17 protein-coding genes are annotated in these 19,927 nt (G+C 36.2%); 5 read left to right on the top strand and 12 right to left on the bottom strand.

Annotated elements, in window-relative coordinates:
• Window positions 1-25: 25 nt before the first annotated feature.
• The 3 genes from ACQKNC_RS04025 to ACQKNC_RS04015 form a co-directional block, all read right to left on the bottom strand.
• The gene (locus ACQKNC_RS04025) at window positions 26-928 is read right to left on the bottom strand and encodes a chemotaxis protein (RefSeq protein ID WP_427423591.1); all 903 of its coding nucleotides are present in this window, start codon (window positions 926-928) and stop codon (window positions 26-28) included.
• 300 nt (window positions 929-1,228) lie between these two features.
• Entirely contained in the window at window positions 1,229-2,557 is a 1,329-nt protein-coding gene (locus ACQKNC_RS04020) for an MFS transporter (protein WP_427423590.1), read from the bottom strand.
• A gap of 846 nt (window positions 2,558-3,403) precedes the next feature.
• On the bottom strand, window positions 3,404-3,721 hold the full coding sequence (locus ACQKNC_RS04015; protein ID WP_427423589.1) for a winged helix-turn-helix transcriptional regulator: 318 nt from the start codon (window positions 3,719-3,721) through the stop codon (window positions 3,404-3,406).
• Between the two features lie 157 nt (window positions 3,722-3,878).
• On the opposite strand from ACQKNC_RS04015, the gene ACQKNC_RS04010 reads away from it, so the two are divergent.
• On the top strand, window positions 3,879-4,271 hold the full coding sequence (locus ACQKNC_RS04010; RefSeq protein ID WP_427423588.1) for a DoxX family protein: 393 nt from the start codon (window positions 3,879-3,881) through the stop codon (window positions 4,269-4,271).
• 322 nt (window positions 4,272-4,593) lie between these two features.
• Here the strand turns inward: ACQKNC_RS04010 and ACQKNC_RS04005 are convergent, their stop codons facing one another.
• From ACQKNC_RS04005 to ACQKNC_RS03995, 3 genes are all read right to left on the bottom strand, one after another.
• Window positions 4,594-5,460 (bottom strand): NAD(P)-dependent oxidoreductase, encoded by an 867-nt coding sequence (locus ACQKNC_RS04005; RefSeq protein WP_427423587.1) that lies wholly within the window; start codon window positions 5,458-5,460, stop codon window positions 4,594-4,596.
• Between the two features lie 370 nt (window positions 5,461-5,830).
• Entirely contained in the window at window positions 5,831-6,007 is a 177-nt protein-coding gene (locus ACQKNC_RS04000; protein ID WP_427423586.1) for a Spo0E family sporulation regulatory protein-aspartic acid phosphatase, read from the bottom strand.
• Window positions 6,008-6,099: 92 nt separating this feature from the next.
• Window positions 6,100-6,288 carry a hypothetical protein gene (locus tag ACQKNC_RS03995; protein WP_427423585.1) on the bottom strand — a complete coding sequence of 63 codons (189 nt, stop codon included), beginning with the start codon at window positions 6,286-6,288 and terminating at the stop codon, window positions 6,100-6,102.
• A 124-nt stretch (window positions 6,289-6,412) separates the two neighbouring features.
• Between ACQKNC_RS03995 and ACQKNC_RS03990 the strand changes: the two genes are divergently transcribed.
• The 3 genes from ACQKNC_RS03990 (at window position 6,413) to ACQKNC_RS03980 (ending at window position 8,048) form a co-directional block, all read left to right on the top strand.
• A complete protein-coding gene (locus tag ACQKNC_RS03990) occupies window positions 6,413-6,601 on the top strand; it encodes a YkvS family protein (RefSeq protein WP_285400261.1) in 189 nt (62 codons plus the stop codon).
• Window positions 6,602-6,682: 81 nt separating this feature from the next.
• Complete coding sequence (locus ACQKNC_RS03985; RefSeq protein ID WP_427423584.1) at window positions 6,683-7,297, top strand: CPBP family intramembrane glutamic endopeptidase; 615 nt, start codon at window positions 6,683-6,685, stop codon at window positions 7,295-7,297.
• A gap of 64 nt (window positions 7,298-7,361) precedes the next feature.
• Window positions 7,362-8,048: a hypothetical protein gene (locus tag ACQKNC_RS03980; protein ID WP_427423583.1), complete on the top strand. Its 687-nt coding sequence runs from the start codon at window positions 7,362-7,364 to the stop codon at window positions 8,046-8,048.
• 255 nt (window positions 8,049-8,303) lie between these two features.
• Here ACQKNC_RS03980 and ACQKNC_RS03975 read toward each other — a convergent pair whose 3' ends face one another.
• A complete protein-coding gene (locus ACQKNC_RS03975; protein WP_427423582.1) occupies window positions 8,304-8,750 on the bottom strand; it encodes a MarR family winged helix-turn-helix transcriptional regulator in 447 nt (148 codons plus the stop codon).
• Window positions 8,751-8,871: 121 nt separating this feature from the next.
• A complete protein-coding gene (locus ACQKNC_RS03970) occupies window positions 8,872-10,338 on the bottom strand; it encodes a PAS domain-containing sensor histidine kinase (RefSeq protein WP_427423925.1) in 1,467 nt (488 codons plus the stop codon).
• A 211-nt stretch (window positions 10,339-10,549) separates the two neighbouring features.
• Between ACQKNC_RS03970 and ACQKNC_RS03965 the strand changes: the two genes are divergently transcribed.
• A complete protein-coding gene (locus ACQKNC_RS03965) occupies window positions 10,550-12,292 on the top strand; it encodes a B12-binding domain-containing radical SAM protein (protein WP_427423581.1) in 1,743 nt (580 codons plus the stop codon).
• A 466-nt stretch (window positions 12,293-12,758) separates the two neighbouring features.
• Here the strand turns inward: ACQKNC_RS03965 and ACQKNC_RS03960 are convergent, their stop codons facing one another.
• The 4 genes from ACQKNC_RS03960 to ACQKNC_RS03945 form a co-directional block, all read right to left on the bottom strand.
• Entirely contained in the window at window positions 12,759-14,114 is a 1,356-nt protein-coding gene (locus ACQKNC_RS03960; protein WP_427423580.1) for a TrkH family potassium uptake protein, read from the bottom strand.
• Between the two features lie 114 nt (window positions 14,115-14,228).
• Window positions 14,229-14,984, bottom strand: a complete 756-nt coding sequence (locus tag ACQKNC_RS03955; protein ID WP_427423579.1) for a TerC family protein — start codon at window positions 14,982-14,984, stop codon at window positions 14,229-14,231.
• A gap of 351 nt (window positions 14,985-15,335) precedes the next feature.
• Window positions 15,336-16,421, bottom strand: a complete 1,086-nt coding sequence (locus ACQKNC_RS03950) for an SDR family oxidoreductase (protein WP_427423577.1) — start codon at window positions 16,419-16,421, stop codon at window positions 15,336-15,338.
• A gap of 17 nt (window positions 16,422-16,438) precedes the next feature.
• The gene (locus ACQKNC_RS03945; RefSeq protein ID WP_427423576.1) at window positions 16,439-19,492 is read right to left on the bottom strand and encodes an efflux RND transporter permease subunit; all 3,054 of its coding nucleotides are present in this window, start codon (window positions 19,490-19,492) and stop codon (window positions 16,439-16,441) included.
• Window positions 19,493-19,927: the final 435 nt, after the last annotated feature.

Below are 19,927 nucleotides of genomic sequence, written 5' to 3'. Positions count from 1 at the left end.
ACTTTATCTTTATTAAAACTGTATTTTATAAGATAAGTTGGTCTATTCGTAAAATAAGCTCCGCAATTTCTGGCTTACTAATTTGATCCTCTGCACCTACTTGATCACCTTTATGACGAAGATCATCCGTAATTAAGCTTGAGAAAATAATGACAGGGAGCTGTTGAAGATCTGGATTTTCCTTAATTTTGCGTGTTAAATGATGTCCATCCATTTGTGGCATTTCAATGTCCGTCACAACTAATTGAATATGTTCAGCTACATTGCTACCACTTTTGACGATGGATTCTAGGTATTCATAAGCATCACTACCGTTTTCAAAGAATTCAACATTCTCATAACCTGCTTCATTCATAGTATCGAATAAGAGCTTTCGAAGTAATGGTGAGTCTTCAGCAATTAAAATTCGTTTTTCAGAGCGCTCACGTTTACCAAGCTTTTTAACAGATTCTACACTAATACCCGAATCCGGATTAATATCTACCATAATTCTTTCGAAATCAAGCAATAAAATCATTTGCTCATTTTGCTTAATAACACCTATTACTTGTGATGTTCCTCCTTGATACATATCAGAAGGTTTCTCGATTTGATTCCAAGAAATACGGTGAATCTGCGTTACATTATCTACATGGAATACTACGCGCTGTTTATTGAACTCAGCTACAATATATTTTTGCTGAGAATTACGCTCTGTATTTTGAATACCTAATACTCGGAGCATATCAACTACTGGTAAAACCTCACCTCGTAATTGAATGATCCCTTCTACATGCGGGTGAGCGTGTGGAATAAATGTTACTGGAATAGGTTGAATTATTTCCTTCACTTTAATAACGTTAATTCCAAATTTATTGTTAGCTACTTCAAATTCAACAATTTCTAGCTCATTTGTGCCACTTTCTAATAATATACCTTTATGTTCCAAAGCAACCCCGCTCCTTTCTTTCTATCTTCAATTTATAATTCAATTGTATCATAGGCAATACATTTCTCCTACTCGCTTTTCCCAATTTTTTCATTGATTTGCCTCAAGAATAACATGGGTTGAATTCCGTTCCGACTGGGTGCTTTTATCGCTGCCGCTTCGCTTTCGCGCAGCGACAGGATGTTGGTCACGAAGGCGTTATCACAGGACGTGATGCTTTTAGCCTTCGCTCCCCTATTGCTTTTCCCCAAGGAGTCACCTTGTCTCCACTCCAATCAACTTATAGACATGGCACATTTTTTAACAAATATTATCTTCAACTTTTGAGTCATTGACTTTTAAATGTATTAATAGGCCTATTACGGTCATCACAATTAATGTCGATAAGGCAACACGACTTGCTAGCGTTCCATAATCTCTCATCCATAATGTAACCGTTCCATAGACTGCTGGCCCAATAATCGAGGATACTTTACCCGAAAATGCAAATAAGCCAAAAAACTGACCCCGTTTTTCTTCTGGAGACAATTCAATAATATATGTTCTAGATGTTACCCACATCGATCCTAGTGAAACGCCAAACATACTACCGGCAAGCCAGAACATCCATTGCTCTGTCGCAAATACTGCAAATGATAAGGCAACAATCATTAATATTGCCACCACGGTGATTGCACGCTTGGCTCCCATAGCTTTTGTAATATAGCCAAATGAAAACGAGCCAATAATAGTCGAAACAGTAGATACTAAATAAAGCACGATAAATTGACCTGAAGTAAAGCCTACAATCGCTGTTGCATATACAGCCATCATTGCAATCGTTGTTGCAATTGCATCATTTAAAAAGAAATAAGCAATCATAAAAGTGAAAATAGCTTTAAATTGCTTCATGTCCTTAAAGGTTTGAACAATTTCCTTATAGCCATCTAGAAATTTAATAGACTTTCTCTGAGACGTCGGAATAGGTGTATCTTTATTTATAAAAAATAATGGCAAAGAAAATAATAAATATAAAATGGCAGTTGGAATAAATGCTCGATGGAAATCACTGTTTCCTACATACAAATAAACAAGTAGTCCTAAAATTGTACCAAGATAACCAATCGCTACCCCATAGCCAGAAATAAGGGGCATTTCCTCTTTTGTCCCTAAATCTCCCATCATTGAATCATAGAATACTAGACTTGAATTAAAGAAAAATTTTGCGATGATGAAACTAGCTACAACTAAAAATAAACTAAGTGGGACACCTGAATAATTTGTTGATGTCTGTAGATTCGCAAAAACACCCATCATAAAGGTGAAGAAGATAGAGATAGATGCAAACCACACTATAAATCTCTTTTTATAACCCGTATTATCAATCCATACACCAAAAAGTGGTGAAAAAACAACGAGGAAAAAGCTTGCAATGGCATTCGCATAAGAAATAAACGTACTTGCCACCTGCTGCATTACCTCATTCGTCCCTAAAACCTCATCCATATAAAACGGGAAAAATATAGTATTAATATTTGAAGAAAATATGGTATTCGCAAAATCATAAAATGCCCACGATAAAATTGGCAGTGATAAATAAAGAGCTAACTGACTCCGATGCTGTGCGTTTACTACTGAATTTCGCTTCATAAAACCCTCCTCCCCATTCTCTATATTATTAAATAAATTCACTTTTGTATTAAAAAATACCCTTTATTTATAGAAAATTAATACTATTTACAATATACAATCGGTTTTATTTAACTAACACTCTAAAATGAACGAATCTTCTCTTTCTCTACGAGCTACCAAAGATGTAGTAAGTATTTATCAAACAGAGACTATTGTTCTAGTACTTTTATAGAGAAACAGTAACTCCTATATCTTCATAAAAAAAGATATCCTAGCTCTCCTTGCTTTCCTCTGGGTGAGAGTCGAGCCAAATATCGCTTTGTAGCTGATGTTGCTAAGTTATCACTGCGTTGCCGCACATCTTGTTGCTACCGCTCCGCTTTCACACATAAAAAACATTGCTGAAGCTTTTTCTTATCATTATTAATTAGAGTTCATACTAGATGTGTGAAGTGGTTGATTGGAGTGGAGTCTGGGCGACTCCTTGGGGATTAGCGATAAAGGAACGAAGGCTAAAACCATCACGTCCTGTGATAACGCCTTCGTGACCTACATCGTGTAGGCCCAAGCGGCTCATCGGGCGCCCCCAGGAAGCTTTGCTCTAAGCGAAAGCGAAGCGGCAGCAACAAATGTTTTCTGTGCGAAAGCGGAGCGGCAGCAACAAATGTTTTCTGTGCGAAAGCGGAGCGGCAGCAACAAATGTTTTCTGTGCGACAGCGATAAAAGCGCTCAGCCGGAACGGAAATCAACCCCTCGTTGCAGAAGAGAGTCCTACTTCCTTAACGGAAATTACCCTCAATTTCCTTGACCATTCTTTCAACACTAAAAAGATATCCAAGCCCCCTCGCTTGGATATCCTTTGTACTATTCTTCTAAATTCACCCACGTAGAAGACCATTGTTCAATGGCTTTAAGGACCGGTGCAAGTGCATGTCCTTTTTCTGTTAGCTCATATTCTATCACTACTGGTGTTGATGGTATAACAGTGCGTTTCACAATGTTCTCGATTTCTAATTCTTTTAATCTCTCCGTCAACACACGACTGCTAATACCCACCTGATTTTTAATTGTTGAGTATCGTTGAGGACCTTCTAATAACTGATAAATAAGCAGGGTGTTCCAGCTATGATTTAATATTTTTAGCGCCTTTTCAAATCGTGGACAAATATTTTTTTGATCCAATTTATTTGCCTCCTTAGTATTTCGTTCTTATATAACAGTATATCATTTTTTCGAAAATCAGTTTCAAAAATAAAATTTAGTTACTTGACAAAAGTTGTTTTTAAAAATAAACTAAGTTACGAAATGTAAGTAAAAAACAAAAGGAGTTTATTAAACTATGCAAAATATCGGTTCAACTATTTTACGTGTGGTACTTGGCATTATTTTTGCAGCTCACGGATTTCAAAAGTTTCAAGGTGGTATCGGCTTCACAGCTGATTATTTTGATGCCATTGGTATTCCAGGCTTTATGGCTTATATTGTAGCCATTATAGAACTAGTCGGTGGTGTAGCAATTATTTTAGGCTTAGGTACAAGACTTTTTGGCGCTTTATTGACAGTGACAATGATTGTTGCCATTTTTACAGCGAAGCTTAGCGTTGGCTTTATCGGCGCAAACGGCTTAGCTGGATATGAATTAGACTTAGCTTTAGCTGCAATTGCTTTATACTTTGCACTTGCTGGGGCATCTAGTTTTTCTTTAGACGCAAAACTTTTTAATAAAGAGTGATGCTTCGTAGTTTGCTATTTTCTGTGTGTTAGTGAGCTGCTTCTTTATCAATTACGCTTTGGCATAATTGCGTCCGGATTTTGAATTGTGCCTGCACAATTCATTCCTTTCAAAATCTGTGACATCCGCCGGAGGCTTTATCTTCATTCAGTAGAAGTTTGGACACATTTGTATTCACATCCGCATTAACCTTACAACCATCATAGGTAGAGTCTTCTACTGAATGAAGATATATGAAAACCCGAAGTATTCATCCTTCCAAAAGATGATACTTCGGGCTTCCTAAAATTTAAAATTCTTCAGTTTTCTAGAGTATTAACTTTTATTGATAAGCCTTTAAAAGTGCTTGTGTACCGTTTTCACCATAGCCCTCTTCCATTAGCTTTTCGTACATATCATAAGCAAGTGCTAGGCCTGGTAATGTAATCCCCATTTTGTTAGATTCGTCTAATGCAATTTTCATATCCTTTACAAAATGCTTTATATAAAAACCTGGCGCGTAATCTTCTTTTATCATACGCGGTGCTAAATTACTTAACGACCAAGAGCCTGCTGCACCAGACGAAATAGATTGCAATACTGTTGGTAAATCAAGTCCTGCCTTTAAACCGTAAGCCAGTGACTCACACACACCAATCATTCCAGAAGCAATAACGATCTGATTACACATTTTAGCATGCTGTCCTGCACCAGCTTCACCTTGATAAACAATATTTTCACCAAAATGTTTCATGACTGATAAAACTTTATTGAATGAAGCTCGGCTACCTCCAACCATAATTGATAATGTCCCATTTTGAGCACCGATATCTCCTCCAGAAACAGGTGCATCTAACGCTTCTACTCCAAGCTTTTGGGCACGCTCAAAAATTTTCTTTGCCAATGTTGGCTCGGAAGTAGTCATATCAATAACGATATTGCCGGATTCAGCTGTTTGAAATAAACCATTATCTCCAAAATAAACTTCCTCTACATCTGCAGGGTATCCAACCATTGTAAAGGCCATTTCCTTATTTTTAAATGCTTCTGCTGGCGTACTTGCCCAAGTTGCACCTAACGCCATAAGCGGCTCCGCTTTCTCCTTTGTGCGTGTATAAACTGTTACCTCATGACCATTTTTTAATAAATGCTTGATAATACTTGCACCCATAACGCCAGTGCCGATAAATGCAATACTCTCTTTTCCCATATGTACATACTCCTTTGTTATAAAGACCATCGATTGATTCTCGCAACATTTTTTAGATAATCAATCATTAGCACTTATTTTTATCTTTCAGTGTAGTTGAATAAGTGCGATAATTCAAACTCCTCTTATTAATTTGTACTAAAATTCTTATGTGCTGCATATATACGAGTAAATCACTTTCAGAGGCTTTAGCTTTCGCTACATAAACCATTTGCTAAATGAAGAAAAAAAAGAGAGCAGATGATGGGGTATCACTGCTCTAAAGGGGGAAATGAGAATGTTGCTGTGTTCATAATAAGTATTTCCCCATCAAATTCCTTTTAAACATATTATTTTAAAAAGTTTATTCTCTGGATACTGGAACATTCTTTCAATCTTCTTGATTTTCTTCTTCTTCAAATGCTGTTTGTCTATAATAAGTATTCATTAACTGATCTAATCTGCGACTCAGTTGAATGGTTTTCGCATTTTGTAACCCGTTCTCTACACCTGAGCGAATCATCATCTCACGAGTTTGTTCCATTTGTTTCAAGAGTAGATTGACCATTCATTAAACCCTCCACACACAAATAATCATACCATTATTATACATTTATATTTCATTTCTTACAGCATTAACTTACGACAATGTTCGACAAATTAGCTTCTTGGAATTTCCTGATAAGTATAGATCACGCGTCCATTTTGTTTGGCCTCACCTCTAAAATGTTTAAATAAAGGATGTTTTACAAGTACTTCTCGAAACTCATAAAATTGTTCCTTTTCTATCTCTATACTTTCTATTTCCCCACTTTGTAATTGTTTAATCATGTTTTCGTATTTTTCCATTTATTCTATTCCTTTCTTTTTAGAGTTTTGTGTAATAAATTATGAATTATTTAAAAAAAGCTTTACGTTTCCCATTTTTTCATGCAAACTGTATATTATTAGTCGATGAAGGAGCTGACTGTCTGTGAAAATAGCTGAAGTTGGAAATATTATCGAGTTTAAAGATGGTTTACAAGGTATAGTCGAAAAAGTAAATGAAAATTCGGTGATCGTTGATTTAACATACATGGAGAATTTCGATTCTCTTGAAATTGAAGAAAAAACGGTCGTCAACCATAAACGTTACAAAATTTTATATACAAATAAAGCTTAATAGTCTGAATAGTCCCTATTTGTCTTAATAGATGATAAGGGGCTTTTTTTTTGATAATATTATAAGCATGGAGGTCGAATGATGCTTACAAATTCGAAACAAACAATAATATTACTCCTTTCTTTATTATTCGTTTACGGCATGCTTGCTTTTACCTTTGCTAACCCAGCTGTTTTTTGGTACCTTTATGCTTTTACTTTGCTTGTATGTATTGCAATTGCAATTTTGGCTAGTAATATTGAAGATCAGTTACCTACCTGGAAATTTTTACTCTTCGGTATTGGATACGGTACAATAACATACGGTATTATACGCTTTGGCTATTGGCTTGCACCATACATTAATGATTCTTTAGTACAATCAGTACAAAAATTTTTAGCAAATTATGGACCACAAAATATTTGGCACTTTATTTTCCTCGTTTTCATTATTGCTATTGGTGAAGAGCTCTTTTGGCGTGGCTATGTTCAGCAACAACTAAAACGCTTTATGCGTCCTACTTTTGCTGTCATTGTAGCTGCGATTTTATGCGCAATCTCCATCGCAATAAGCGGCTTTATACTTGGTATGATCGCTGCACTTGTAACAAGTCTTATTTGGGGCTTGTTATATGAATGGCGTAAAAGTATGCCCCTTGTTATTGTAGCCCATGTAGTTTTTGTACTATTATTATTTTTAGTGTTACCTTTAACATGATAACATTAAAATTTGGAAACATTTTATCTTTACCAACGTTTAATTAGGAAAAGGAGGGCTTTTCATGCAAAAAAAATTATTTTCTATACCTGCATTATTACTAACATCTGTTTTAGTCGTAGGATGTAATACTTCTGATAAAACAGAAGATTCTGATGCTCAAAAAAATGAGCCATCAAATGCCCAGACTGAACAACAGCAACCATCACCTGAGGATAAAGCTGTAGATAAATCGCAAGAAACGCCTACATCAAATGAAACAAATAAAGAAGACAATGCAACTAAAAAAGAACAAGAAGTTAACTATGTACAAAAAGGTGAAGACAAAACTGAAAAAACTACAGAATCTAAAAGTGCTAAACAAGACTATAAAATGCAACAAATACCTGGATTTACGCTTTCCCAAGAAGAACCAGGTAAAGACATGTTAGTTTCTAAAGAAAATTCTGAAGTATTTATGCGTATCGAAACTATTGATGCATCACAATCAAGCTACGAAGATGCAAAAACATCTATGCAAGATTATATGAATGCTGTTGGTGAAACATCAGCTTTATCTTCTGAAGATTTATCTGCATTTAAAGATGTAAAAAACATTGACGGCTTTGTTGTAAACTTTGATACAGAAAAAGTAATCGGCGTTGTTTTTGAAAAAGACGGTTTAATTACAAAACTAACAATTCACGATAACAACGAACTTGATTTAACGGATGCTATGCTTAAAATGGCAGCAACTATTTCTAAAAAATAGTTATTCAAATAGGACTGTAGACAATCTTTTTGCTCTACAGTCTTTTTTATTTTAAGGGCTTATACCATACCGCGAGGGAGATTTTCGTTCTGACTGGATGGATTTGTCCGATAGAGCGGCTAGGGGCGGTCATGAGGGCGTTAAACGTGATTAAGGAAGGGGCTTTCAAGAAAGTGATACATTAGCCTCGCCCCCACATTAGCGACAACTTGCCAAAGTAAAAAAGTTGCCTCAAATTCATTGAGACAACTCTTTTTAATAAGACAAATCCTTAATAGATAGGCCTAATTTTTTTAATAAAGTGATAGCTTGATCTTTTTCTTCAACAGATAACACACTCATCAATTCATGTAAATGCTGTTCATGTTTTGGAAATAGTTCTCCCATAAATGCTTCACCTTTATCCGTAATTTCTGCATAAGTAACACGGCGATCTGATGGACAAGAGACACGTAATAAATAACCTCTTTTTTCAAGTTTGTCAATGACATACGTAATAGACCCACTAGCTAGCAAAATTTTATTGCCAATTTGCTGTAATGGCTGTCTTCCTTTATGATAAAGAAGCTCTAAGACAGCAAATTCAGTAGGGTTTAATCCATTCTCTTGAAAAAATTGATGCGTCGTCTCATTAATTGCTTTATGTGCACGTGATAATACAATGTATAATTTTAAAGATTGCTTTAAATCTTCTGACGTCATATCCTTTTCCTCTCAATTCGCTCTTTATACATGCCATTATAGCGATATTAGAAAAGCGTTGTCAAAAGCAATATTTAATTTGAGCCTTTCATGGTGGTTTATGTTATCATTATAACTATTTTTATGTTACTAAATAAGCAGGATCTTTCGTGGATACCTCTATTGTATCCATCTGATTAAATGTGTAAATTGGGAATTGTAAGTGGAAGCATGTCCCCTTCTGTAATTCACTATTCACACCTATTACTCCTTCATGCTCTTCAATCACCTTTTTCACGAAAGCAAGGCCTAGTCCTGTCCCTGTTGATTTCGTCGTGTAAAAAGGTTGGAATAAGTTTTGAAGGGTAGCACTGTCCATACCGACACCTTCGTCTTTAATCATTAGTTCTACAATCGCACAGTCATTAACATTCATTTCCACTGTGATAGTTCCACCATTATTCATGGATTCCATCGCATTTTTAATAAGATTCATGAATACTTGCTTTAAGCGATTCTCATTGCCACCAATGTATACTTGGGTAGAAGGAGAGATGTATTGAATCATAATATTTTTCATAAGTGCATCTGGAAGCATAAACTCAATCACTTGCTTCACAATGTTGTTTAACTCTAATAATTCCACCTTCATACTTGTTGGCTTGGACAATACTAAAAGCTCGGATAAAATTTGTTCCATCCGTTGAAGTTCACTATCAATGACAGATAAATACATGCGTGACTCTTCATCGGCATTTAGCTTTAATAATTCGGTAAAGCCCTTTAAAGAAGTTAATGGATTACGAATTTCATGGGCTATACTTGCGGCCATTTGACCGACAACATTTAAAGCTTGCTGATGTTCCACTCTATGTTGAAGTTGTTTCTTTTCTGTTTCATCATTAATGACTGTGACAATAATATTGTTATATTCATCAAAGATACTCGAAATTTCATAATAGCAAGTTCTGCTAACTTGTGTTTCATCAACTACATGAATATTTGCATGTTTTTCACCCATCAGTTTAGAAAGGTATGTTGTAATTTGACCTTTCTTCAATGTAAATGCATCAAATATATGTTGATGTGCCTTATGAAGAAGCTGTGACTTTTCTATTTTTAAATACATTTCGGCACACTTATTTAGCCCAAGAATTATCCCGCTAGCATCACTTACAATAACGGCGTACGGTAAGTGATCATAAGCATTGAAAGATTGTGATCTCTCCTGCTCTTGACTAACATATAATTCATGAGCTATGTCATTATTTAACGTTGAAATTTGCGCAACAATTTCTTCTGTGTTTGGATCATAAAAACATTTGAAAGACATCATTTCAAACTCGTTTCCAGCTGTTTGAATATTGAAGATTTCTTCTGATCTCAAATCACTTTCTAATTGTTTGACGAACTTCGCCCAATTTAAATTAGATGGCTCGTCCATAGTTAAATAGCCAATATACGTTGAAGTGAGGTTAAAAAGGTTAATAGCAGCCTCATTCACGTTCAAAATTTTCCCTGCTTTATTAAGAATAAGTGTTGGTGACGAAGTACTTGTCATAAGGTTTCCAAAACATTGATTAATATCATTTTGCTTCAACTTTCTCACCGAACCTTTCAAAAGAGTAAAAAACCCCTTATTCGAATTTTGAGCCTTTACTATAATCTATGATTGCACGATTCTATTATTACAAAATTTAGTAAATTTAAGTATTTAAAATTATTTCACGAACTGTTCACAAAATAAATAGGTAAAAAGGATTATATTGTATGACAGCTACTTGACTGTTACAATTAGAAATTGAAAGGAAGATTATTGCATGAATACTATTTTAACTACTTTAAACGCAAAGTATATTCACACAAATTTAGCATTGCGTTATTTAAAAGGAGCAGCTTTACCAGAATTTAATCCAATAATTGCAGAATATACAATAAAAGATCCTGCTTTTAATATTGTATCAGATTTGTTTCAAAAAAAACCTGATATCGTAGGATTTAGTTGCTATATTTGGAATATCGAAGAAACTATTCACGTCATCAAGATGTTAAAAACTGTCTGTCCAAATGTTAAAATTTTGCTCGGAGGACCTGAAGTTTCTTACGATGCCCACCATTGGTTACGTAGAATTGAAGAGGTTGATTTCATTGTTATGGGCGAAGGAGAAACTTCCTTTAAACAGTTATTACGCTATTTGCATGGAGAAATTGCATTAGACGATGTTCCAGGGATTTGCTACTTAGAGGATGGTAAAGTACGAATTCACGCACAAGCACCAAAAATAGATTTACGTGAATTGCCAAGTCCATTTCGTTTTGAGGAGGACCTCCCTCATCTAAGCAAACGAATTCAATATATTGAAACAAGTCGAGGCTGTCCATTTAGCTGTCAATTTTGTTTATCTTCTATTGAAGTAGGGGTTCGTTATTTCAATCGAGAAAAAATAAAAGAAGATATTCGATTCTTGATGGACAATGGTGCGCGTACTATTAAGTTTGTTGACCGTACATTTAATATAAGTCGCAGCTATGCCATGGAAATGTTCCAGTTTTTAATCGATGAACATAAGCCAGGGGTTGTATTCCAATTTGAAATTACCGCAGATATTATGCGTCCTGAGGTTATCCAGTTTTTAAATGATAACGCACCAAAAGGTCTTTTCCGTTTTGAAATAGGTGTTCAGTCAACGAATGATTTAACAAATACTCTTGTACAGCGCCGTCAAAACTTTGAAAAACTAACGCGTACAGTGACGATGGTCAAAGAAGGTGGAAAGATTGATCAACATTTAGATTTAATCGCTGGTTTACCAGAGGAAGATTATGCAAGCTTCCGTCAAACCTTTAATGATGTTTTCGCAATGCGACCAGAGGAATTACAGCTTGGATTCCTAAAACTTCTGCGTGGGACAGGCCTTCGTCTAGAGGCTGAAAAATTCGGCTATACGTATGTGGACCAATCTCCTTACGAGATTTTCTCAAACAATGTCTTAACATTTGATGATATAGTACGCATTAAACATGCAGAGGATGTACTTGAGAAATATTGGAACGATCACCGTATGGATCATACGATTGAATACTTAGTAACTGAAGTGTTTGAAACACCCTTTGATTTCTTCCAAAATTTCGGTACTTATTGGGAAACAAAAGGTTGGTCGCGTATCGGTCATCAGCTCGAAGATTTATTCCGTCGTTTATTAATGTTTTTAGAAACTGTAGAAGGTGCCGATTTAACTATCATTCAAAGCCTAATGCAACTAGATTATTTAATGACTCAGCAGTTCCAACCACGTAAATTATGGTGGAAAGAGCGCCCTACTGAGGAGCAACAAAAAGCCCTTTATAATGCTTTACGTGAAAACCCTGCAATTGCAGGTGAGGAATTCGCCAGCTTCAATCTATCTGAAAAAGAGTTGTTTAAACATACGCTCATTATTCCACATCATATAGATTACCTAAATTTCTCAAAAGGCAAAATTGTACCAAAAAACGGCTATCTATTAACTTACTTCCGTCATGGTCAAACCCCATACTTTGCAACAATCCACTCTATAAAATAAGAAACGCTAGTCCTTTAATAAAATAAAGGACTAGCGTTTTTTCATTCATCAAGAATTCATAAATTTTTCAGTAACCTAAAATAAAAACCAAACAATTACCTTTTTAATTGAGCCTATTATAAGTTAAAGTCATAGATTAATTGCGGTTAATAGAGATTTTTAGAGGCATTACAATTATCCTAAAAAAGCTTAGTACGAAATTCTCAACTCATTAATACCTTATTATTGTAAATATTACCCACCAAACAGTCCTATTAACCAGGAAAAATAATTTTAAATTTTTCGACAATTATGTGACGACAGCAATTTTTCAGTCAATTAAACAATCTAAGACTCTTTTACGTATAGATTTTCTACTAAGTTAATCTAAAGAAGTTTCTTAAAATCCTCAGATTTAAGTACCACATAAATAGTAAGGAAATTAAAAAAGAGCTAAACATTAGCTCTTCTTCAAAGTTCTAGTACTTTACCCAATAATTACTCGTTCTTTAGGATAGTGATAACTTGATTTTTTGCCTCTACCTCCACCACCAAGAGTGTAAAGGAAGGAAATTAAACCGACACGACCAATAAACATTAAAATCATAATGATAATTTTACCGATTACCGATAGGTCGGAGGTGATTCCTAAAGACATCCCACATGTTCCGAACGCTGATGTGATTTCAAAAATTATTTGAATGAGCGATGCGTGTGGCTCGGTAATGAGTAAAATAATTGTCGAAACTAATACCATAAAGAATGCCAATAAAATAACAACAAACGAGCGGAAAACATCAATTAAATGTATTTCACGTCCGAATACTTGAATATCCTCTCTACCTCGTGAAAAAGTAATTAGGAATAGAATGGCCATTGCAAACGTTGTTGTACGTATCCCACCCCCAACTGAACTCGGTGAAGAACCAATGAACATTAAAAAGCTAATAAAAAAATCTGTCGCTTCACTGAAGGATGTTACATCATAGGTTGCTAGTCCGGCTGATCGGGTCGAGACCGAATGGAACATTGCAGAAAAAAGCGCCTCATGCCAAGACATCCCTTTAAACGAATGGAATGATTCGAGCAAAAAGATAACGACAGCCCCTACCACAAATAGAATTGCATATGTGGAGGTTGTTATTTTAGTAAATAAACTAAAGCGAAAGTTCTCATGACGATGAAGTAAAAAAGTTTTCACTTCTATTAGTACAGGGAATCCTATAGCACCAAGCACTATGAGTACCATCGTTATCAATTGAACAAAGTAATCGTTATGAAACGGTAGTAAACTCATTCCTGTAATATCAAAACCACCATTTGTAGTAGCAGAAACGGAGGCAAAGACACCATGAATCAAGGCTTCTTCCCAAGTATCAAAATAATTGGTAAAGTGCAAAGTTAAAATAATCGCACCAATCGCTTCAATGCCAATTAATATTTTCAAAATTTCTCGAATTAATTGAACAACCCCTGACAAATTGTATTGATTATGGTCAATCATAATTAACTGACGCTCACGCATACCAATTTTCTTCCCAACAAGTAACCAAACAAATGTACCTAGTGACATAATACCAATTGCCCCTAGCTGTAAAATAACAAGAACCATCACGAGCCCAAATGTTGTATAGCTCTCAGATATATTGAATGTTGTTAATCCTGTTACACTAACTGCACTTACTGCTGTAAACAAGCTATCTAATAATGAAACTTTAACACCTTCTTGATGAACGCCTGGTAGTCGTAGTAACAGGAAGGAAATCGCTATAGCTATAAAATAATAAGAAACAAGTACCTGAAAAGGTGTTACAAGTCTATTTTTTGATCTTTTCCAGGGCACTTTGACAACCCCTTCCTTAAATGATGCCAAACTCGATAGATACTAGTATAGAAAAAATATATAAAAAAAGAAAGAGGAATAGATACGACTATTCCTCTAAACTATTATTGAGCTTTATTTTTTATTACGAACTCCTACTAAATAACCTACAAGTGCGATGGCAACTAATACAATCCAGAAAGTTAACTCCCACACAGTAGAATGCGGAAACTCTACAGGTAAGATGCCCACCTTCTCATGTGACAATGTTAACACAACGAGCTTCACACCTACCCAACCTACAATTAAAAACGCAGCTGTTTCAAGTGAAGGATAGTCATTTAATATTTTCACAAACCATTGTGCCGCAAATCGCATCATTATGACTCCGATAAATCCTCCAAGTAACATAACAATAAATTGCCCACCATTGATGCCACCAATTTCAAAGTTCCCTAACTTCGGTAAAGTTACAGCAATGGCAACTGCAGCAAGCATAGAATCAATAGCAAATGCAATATCCGCTGCCTCTACCTTCATCACTGTCATCCAAAAACCAGAGCCCTTTTTCTCCGCCTTATCGTTAGATACTTCTTCTGAATGCCCTTTATAACGCAAATCATATATATTTTTGGCAGACATAAATAATAAATAAGCTGCTCCCAATGCTTGAATTTGCCAATAATTCACTAATACTGTAATGACAAAGAGTGCAGAGAATCGGAAAATTAACGCGCCAAATAATCCGTAAAATAATGCTTTTTTCTGTTGCTCATGTGGCAAGTGCTTCACCATCACTGCCATTACAACTGCATTATCTGCTGCTAATAACCCTTCTAATACTACAAGTACAATAAGTACCCAACCGTATTGTAATAAAATTGATTCCATTCATGTGCCTCCTCTAATGCTCTGTATACCCAAAATAGTCATTACTATACGAGTACAAAAGAAAAGACCTCTGCCCTATAAAAGGCAAAGGTCTCGCTAAGCAAATAATTATCTCTATTACTAGAAGCTGAATACCGCTAGCATAGAGTTATTCGCTTATCACACCCGATGGTAAAAACCATGTAATGACGAATGTGATCCAGATACATCGCTCGTATCTGTTAGCTACTCCCCTTTGACAAAACGTCGAAGGTTCTTCTTCTGTTAACTTATTATAGCACTATCATATATGAGTGGCAAAATTATCTACCCTACTATTAATAGAAGGCTCTGATTTCAGCTACGGGCTACTCACTTTATCTGAATTTGATAGCTTTTATCTTCTTTATGTGCTAAATAAAAATCAATCATTCTAGGCATAGTCTGTATAAAATCGGGGCATGTAATACCACCCTTTTTCAAAATAGTAACCGCTTCTGATGTATCGAACTTAGCATTCCAAGTTAAGTAGTCTAAAGTTTCTTGCTCAACCCTTAGATTTTTTCTAATACATGGCACTTGTAAAGATAATCTTGCTAGAGTTAACGGTAATCGCCCTTTAGGATAATGGTTAGTTAATAATTTCACCATCGTACGATACACTTCCTGCACAGGATGCGGTTTTGGGTCCGTTAGATGCAAAGTTATCCCTTCAGCACATTTTTCATCAACTAGATAAGTCGAAGCGTTTATAATATAATCCACTGGCACCACATTTATTGTTGCTTTCGATTGACCAATATACGGGATAAACGGAAGGCATTTTAATCTATCCACCATATTTAAAAAGAAATAGGGCCCATCGAATTTAATAGTCTCTCCTGTTTCCGAATGTCCACGAACTATGCCAGGGCGAATTATTGTCAGTGGTATTTCTGATTTCAAGTCCTCCACTCGATGCTCAGCTTCATATTTTGTTTCCTCATAATAGTTTTTAAATGCAGGAGGACGAATTAGTTCGTTTTCACGCAAAACACCTTCACGTGTTCCTGCTACATACGCCGTACTAAAATACATATAGCGTCTTAAGTTCGGAAGTGTTCGAACAAAATCATTGACCATCGTCGTACCATGCACATTTACCTTCCATGCTAGTTCACGTGGTACTGCTAGATCATAAATTGCAGCTAGATGCCAGAGCACCTCAATTTGAGGTACAATTTCCTGTATAGCTTGGTTTTCTAGACCAAGATTCGGTAATGTAATATCGCCCTCTACAATATGAATAGAACAGTTAGGAAACTCCGTTAGTATATTTTCTCTTTCAAAATTCGCCTTTATTAATTCACCAGCCAAAACAATTGTGATTACTTCCTGAGATTGATTTTTTCGAAATAACTCTCGAATTAATTGACTTGAAATAAAACCCGGAAACCCTGTAAAAAAATGAACCCCCATCTCTCATCCCCCTGAGCTTACCGCATCTTCCTAGTTTCTTTATCCATTAAGCTGAAGATAATCGGTACAATATATAATGTCAACAAAGTTGATGTCACAAGTCCTCCGATTACTACAATCCCCATTGGTTGATTCATCTCTGTTCCTTCACCAATACCAAGAGCAAGTGGTAGCAATCCTAAGATTGTTGTTAGTGCCGTCATTAAAATTGGTCGAAGTCGATCTTGTGTAGCAAGTAAAATTGCATCATACGTCGCCATTCCACTAGCCTTTTGTTGATTAATGTAATCTACAAGTACAATCCCGTTGTTCACGACAATTCCAACTAGTACTAAGATGCCTATAACAGATGTCACACCAATGAGCGTGTTCGTAGCAAACATTGCAATTGCAACGCCAATAATCATTAATGGCACTGTGAACATGATAACGAATGGATATTTGAATGATTCAAATTGTGCAGCCATTACGATATATACAAGCACTATTGCTAATGCAACCGCTAAAAGCATATCATTAATCGCACTATCATAAAGTTCACGATCTCCACTAAAGACAACTTGAGTTTCAGATGGTAAATCTGCTTTTCCCAATGCTTTGTCCACTTTTGCTGAGATGCCACCTAGTGATTCCTTCGTTTCATACTCTACAAAAAATGCAACCGCAGCCGCCTGATCTGAACGTCTTATCGATACTGGTCCTTCCTGTATAGAAACAGTCGCAATGTCCTCTAGCTTTACAAATAAACCAGCAGGTGAACGAAGCTGCATCGATTTTAATGACTCGATACTATCATTAAACACTTGTCCAAAGCCTGTATAAACAGGCAATACAGCACCATCCTCTGCCATTATTTGCGTAGTTAGCTGACCCTTTGTCATTTGATTGACCGTTTGAGCAATTTGCGCAGGTACAAATCCGTAGTCCTTCGCCTTTTCTCGGTTTACTTCGACTTGAATTTCTTTGACAGTGATATCTAAATCCGTAGATACTTTTGTGATGGCCTTTACTTTTGATAGCTCCTGCTGCACCTTATCAACAGAGCTATGAAGTCTTTGCTCATCCGAGTCTGTTAGCCTAAACGTTAATGTATTTGGTGACGAACCGGTTGTCGTTGAGACATTGAAGTTAATTTCAACTTGCTCACCTAGCTCTTTATTCAAATCTCGCTCAACCTCTTCCACAAATTCAAAAATCGAACGGTCCCTATCTGCTACAGGCACAAGCTTTACATATAGCTCTGCTTGGTTTGCACTTGTTTGCCCTCGTGATTGTGCCTGCTGCGTACCGCCGATTAAGCTAACATATACGTCAACATCTTTCTCCCGTTTCAAGCGTTCCTCAATTTTCGCAACAACTTTTTCTGTTTCTGATACTGCTACCCCTTTTTCAAGATTTACACTAATGGATGCAAATCCTTCATCGGTTGGCGGTAAAAACTCTGTGCCCATTTTCATAAGCCCAAACAATGCAAGTCCAAAACAGACAACTGCTGAGATTAATACAAGCATACGATGACGCAATACCCAAATAATTGATTTTTTATAGCTCTTGTAAAAGGATGACTCATTACGCTTTTCGTAAATATTCGTTGATTTCATTTTTAAAAGACGACTTGCAAGCATTGGGACAACTGTTAACGCAACGACTAATGAAGCAATTAAGCTAAAGGAAATAGTTAATGCAAATTCTGTGAAAATTTGACCTATTAATCCTTCAATAAACATTACTGGAATAAATACCGCAATAGTAGTTAGAGTGGAAGCCGTAATCGCAAGTGCCACTTCCTTCGTCCCTTCCTTAGCTGCTACTATCGGGTCCTTGCCAAGTCCTAAATGTCGTTCAATGTTTTCAATAACAACGATAGCATTATCAACCAGCATACCGATGCCAAGTGCTAATGCCCCTAATGTCATAATATTGAGCGAGAAATTTGCAAAAAACATTAAAACAAATGTAACAATCACTGAATATGGAATCGCAATGCCAATGATAATAGGGCTTTTCACACTACGTAGAAAGACAAACAATACTAACATTGCGAATAATCCACCTAGAAGTAAAGAAGATCCGATATTACTAATCGCTAAATCCACGTAGTTTCCTTGGTCCACTAGCACGTCTGCAACGATTCCTTGATATTGCTTCTTCGTTAATAATTCATTTAAAGCTTCTTTAAAAGCTTTTGATACCTCTGCCGTATTAGCACCTGACTCCTGTAACACAGACATTAATACTGCAGGATGCTCATTTGCTCGAGTAGTAGTTACGGATTTTTGCTCTACGCGTTCAACAGTTGCTACTTCTCCAACTGTTAATGCTTTACCATCTAGGGGATTTACTGAAATGATTAAATCCGCAATGCTTTCTGGCGAATTTAATGTGCTTAAAATACGAGTAGTTAACATCTTCCCATCTGCTGTTAACACTGGTTCACCAGGAAGAGAAACATTGCTCGATTGAATAATTTGAATAATATCTGCTTGGGTTAATCCTTTTTCAACTAGCTTCGATTTATCTAAAGTTATTTGAACTTCTTCTACCAGCTTACCGGAAATATTGACACTTGCGACACCTGCCGTTCGACGAAGTTCTTTTTCTAAGGCTTCCGCCAGTAAACGCACATCTACATTATCATTTTCCGCCCGCAGTGAAAGTTGTATTATAGGAAATTGTGATGGATCAAATTTTATAAAGTTAGGTTTCTCAGCACCATTCGGTAAAGGGGTCATATCGATTCGTTGTAAAATATCAAGCTGAGCATCTTCAATATTGGTTGACCAATCAAACTCGAGAATAATTAAATTGGATCCTTCTTGAGAGGTAGACTGTAGTTTTTTTATCCCTGGTAAGGTGGCAAGCGTTGCTTCTAAAGGCTTCGTTATTTTCTCATTAACCTCTGTTGGACTTGCACCAGGATAATTGGTAACAACGATGCCTATTGGTGGACGTAATTCTGGAATAAGCGTAATAGGTATTTTTAATAATGAAACGCCACCTAATATAATGACTAATATCATCGTAACTAATGTAAAAACAGGCCTTTTAATAGAAAAATTACTAATGTTCACTGTTTATAAGCTCCTTTTAATCTCTTCCTTTCTATAATACCCGAAAAGCAGAATATTTTATAAATTTAGAAACTTCCCCATTTTTTATAGGTTTAAAATATAACCCACCGCCAAAATTAGGAGATGCAATTTGTTAAAGCATATGCCATATGTAAGTTGATTGGAGTGGAGACCGGGCAACTCCTTGGGGACCAGCAATTGCAGATCGAAGGCTAAAACCATCACGTCCTGTGATAACGTCTTCGTGACCAACATCGTGTTGCTGACGCTTCGTTAGCACTACGCTTTCGCGCAAAAAACATCTGTTGGCCCAAGCGGCTCATCGGACGCCCCTAGGAAGCTTTGCTCTGTGCGAAAGCGAAGCGGCAGCGATAAAAGCGCTCAGCCGGAACGGAAATCACCCCCACGTTATGCTGATGAGGCTTATATACCCTA

The sequence above is a fragment of the Lysinibacillus sp. NPDC094177 genome, assembly GCF_050279145.1.
Classification (GTDB): Bacteria; Bacillota; Bacilli; order Bacillales_A; family Planococcaceae; genus Lysinibacillus.
Note: the sequence above shows the minus strand (reverse complement) of the source record. Positions and strands in the feature narration are given on the sequence as shown.